3 protein-coding genes are annotated in these 3,358 nt (G+C 56.3%); 1 reads left to right on the top strand and 2 read right to left on the bottom strand.

Going from position 1 to position 3,358, the window contains the following annotated elements; translation table 11 throughout:
• Positions 1–794 (top strand): glycosyltransferase (locus WA354_RS09445; protein ID WP_472812759.1); only part of this gene is annotated, 794 nt, incomplete at its 5' end.
• Here WA354_RS09445 and galE read toward each other — a convergent pair.
• Together galE and WA354_RS09435 are read right to left on the bottom strand one after the other, a co-directional pair.
• Entirely contained in the window at positions 791–1,771 is a 981-nt protein-coding gene (galE, locus tag WA354_RS09440) for a UDP-glucose 4-epimerase GalE (RefSeq protein WP_472812758.1), read from the bottom strand. The two genes, WA354_RS09445 and galE, sit on opposite strands and share 4 nt — an antisense overlap.
• Positions 1,772–2,042: 271 nt before the next feature.
• On the bottom strand, positions 2,043–3,358 hold a 1,316-nt coding region (locus tag WA354_RS09435), incomplete at its 5' end, for an FtsX-like permease family protein (RefSeq protein ID WP_472812757.1).

The raw sequence follows: 3,358 nt of genomic DNA, 5'->3' as shown, positions 1-3,358 counted from the left end.
GCTACCCGCTCAAGCATTTGGGCAAACAACTCTATTGGTGGGTCGCTGAAGGTCGAGTTCTGCGAGACGCTGCCCAAGTACTTTTCACCTGTGAAGAAGAGCGAATTCGGGCTCGTAATGTCTTTCGCGGATTCTCGTACCAGGAGCGGATCGTGCGATTCGGAACTGCGCAGTCTAGCGGTGATGCGGAGATAGAGAAACGCGCATTCCGGTCGGCAATCCCTGCGCTAAGAGAAAAACCGTTTCTCCTGTTCCTCAGTCGCATTCATCCGAAGAAGGGATGCGACTTGTTGATCAGTGCCTTTGCAAAATGTCTCGACCTGGTTCCTCCCGACCTCGATTTGGTCATCGCAGGGCCCGACCAGGTTGGCTTGACTTCGGAACTGAAGGAATTGGCGAACAGCCTTGGTATCGCCGACAGAATTCACTGGCCAGGCATGTTGAGGGGCGAACTCAAGTGGGGGGCATTTCGATCTGCCGAAGCGATGATTTTGCCATCGCATCAGGAAAATTTTGGAATCGTCGTCGCCGAGTCGATGGCGTGTTCCACACCGGTTCTCATCAGTGATCAAGTGAATGTCTGGCGTGAGGTCGTCTCGTCCCAGTCCGGTCTCGTTGAGCCTGATACTCTCGAGGGAACTGAAAATCTGATTCGCAGGTTTGTCGCACTCTCCAGAGATGAGCTCATGAAAATGAAGAGCGCGGCACGGCAAGGTTATCTAGTGCACTTTGCCATGGAAGCAACCGCGTCTGATTTTTTGCAACTGATCGAGACTATTAAGAGAGCGGATTAGGGTTCTCGCAGGAACTCCGGGAGATTGGCTTCCCATCGAATCGCTCCACTCACAATTTCCTTCAGATCATATTTCGGCCGCCAATCAAGCGTGTCCTTGGCCATCTGGACTTCAGCGAAGAGAACGGGTGGATCACCGGGCCGCGCCGGTGCATAGACATGCGGAACGCGTCGGCCGGAGATCGCCTCAACTTCATGGATCAACTGCTTAATGGATGTGCCGGCGCCAGTACCCAGATTCATTGCGATCGACGGTCCTCCACCCGAAAGATACTCCAGCGCCTTTACGTGGGCTGAGGCGAGATCGGCCACGTGTACATAATCCCGCACGCAAGTTCCATCCGGGGTATCCAGATCGTGGCCGAAGACGGTAAGCGGGGGCGCCACGCCAAGTGCTGCTCGGATTGCCAGCGGAAGAAGATGCGTCTCCGGATCGTGAATCTCGCCGACTGTTCCTAGGGGGTGAGTTCCCGCAGCATTGAAATAACGCAGTGCAGCAAATCGAAGATGGTGTGAAACAGAATAAGCAGAAAGTACGCGCTCGAAGAAGAGCTTGGTAGCCCCGTACGGGTTGATGGGCTCCTTCGGACTGGACTCGCTTATGGGGAGGGATCGGGGAACGCCATAAACAGCGCACGTTGAAGAAAACACGAATATTCGCACATCACTTTCGAGCACGCTGTCCATTAAAGCCACGGCGGACTCAACATTATTGCGAAAGTACTTGCGAGGGTTCGTGACCGATTCTCCGACGTACGCAGACGCTGCGAAGTGGATGACGGCATCCACCCTTCTAAGCGCTGGGAGAATCTTCGATCGGTCAGCTATGTCACCTTCAATGAGTTCAAACCCCTTCGATAACTTACGATGTCCGGTAGAAAGGTTATCGTAGATGATGACATTGTGTCCGTTCTCAGCCAACTCACGGACGGTAGCTGACCCGATGTAACCACTGCCACCAGTTACGAGAACCCTCATTTCGATGCAACCCCCGCAGAATATTTATAAGAGCATATCAGTCCCGAATCTTACCTTGGCAGGCCCCGTGTGACTCCAAAGTGAAGACTAAGATTTAGCAGCGACCAATTGTATAACGTCCGGTGCCATGGTGGTGGCGAGGTCTTCAGCGATCTGACGGCCAGCGCGGAAAGGTGGTTTGTCATCGAGACCTGCGGCGCGCAGTCGCGACCGAGCAGCATCTGAATTCGCATTCGGAGTTGCAGAAGCCAGCGCATGGCGATTCTTCCCGTTATTCCGTTCTAAGGGCGTGCATGGGATCAAGGCGAGATGCGCGCCAGGCGGGGACTAGGCACGCAATGGCTGCGACTGCGAGCAGTGTCGCTGCGACGGCTGCGAACACCGCGGGATCAAGCGGCTCGGTTTTGTAGAGCATCGAATGAATGAGGCGAACTGCAGCGGCGCTTGCTGCGAGGCCGAAAACCAATCCCAAAAATGCGGGTCGCAGGCCGTCGACGAGAGCGAGGCGAAGCACCTGTTCGCGCTGCGCGCCGAGGGCGATGCGGATCCCGATTTCTGTCATGCGCTGCGTCATCAGGTACGACAGAACTCCGTAGAGACCGACCGAGGCGAGTAGCAGAGAGAGTGCCGCGAAGGCGAGGACAAGCGTTGCGCTGAAACTCGCGTTGCCGATTGAGCCTCCGATTACCTGGTCGAGGGTGAGTACATCGGAGACTGGGAGCTGCGGATCGAGCGCGGCGATCTGCTTCTGAACGGAAACCGACATGGCCCCCGGATCGGAGACAGTGCGTACGGCCAGGGAAAAGCCAAAGTTATTCTCGAAATTCCCTGCAAAGAGTGGAAAATACATGGTCGCTTTAGTCGGCTGACCGACCTGCCACAGTGTGTCGCCCACGACGCCGACGATCTCGTACCCTGCCTTGTCTTTTGCAGAAACAACGAGGTGCCTGCCGATGGGGTTTTCGCCGGGGAAGTATTGCCGCGCGAGCTGGTTGCTGATGATGACCCTGTTGGCATGGTCATTGCGCTCCTCCATCGTGAAGAAGCGCCCCTGCAGCAGTGGAATTCCCAATGCGGTGAAATAGCCGGGATCGGCGAGACGGTTAAGTGCGTCAGGCAATTCTGCACCTGGATTGATAGGCGGATGCTCGGGAATCGTGAAGACATCGTCGCCGCCCCAGCTATTGCCGGGTAATGTGGAACCTAATGCCACTGCACGCACGCCGGGCAACGTACGCAGCCGCTCGAGGAGTGATTCGTTGAATGCATTGACCTTCTCGGGCTTGTCATACTTCTCCTTGGGAAGGCTATAGCTCATCGTGAGTACGTTTTCAGTTGCGCAACCCACATCGGTCGATCGCAGACGGACAAAACTTTTCAAGAGAAGACCGGCAGAGACGAGCAGCACCACCGTGACCCCGATCTCGACGGTGAGCAATATTTTGCGCAGCGCGGTGCGCGAGAGGCTGCCGCCGGTAGTGCGCGAAGACGCCTGGAGCACAGCAAAGACCGCCTTGCCGGTGGAAGTGACGGCCGGCAGCAGGCCCGCTAACAGCGCGGCGGCGAAGACCATGGCGCAGGCAAAAC

It is taken from the genome of Occallatibacter sp., from assembly GCF_049802275.1.
In the GTDB taxonomy this organism is placed as follows: domain Bacteria; phylum Acidobacteriota; class Terriglobia; order Terriglobales; family Acidobacteriaceae; genus Telmatobacter.
The sequence above is the reverse complement of the archived record's forward strand: the minus strand, read 5'-3'. Positions and strand labels throughout refer to the sequence as shown.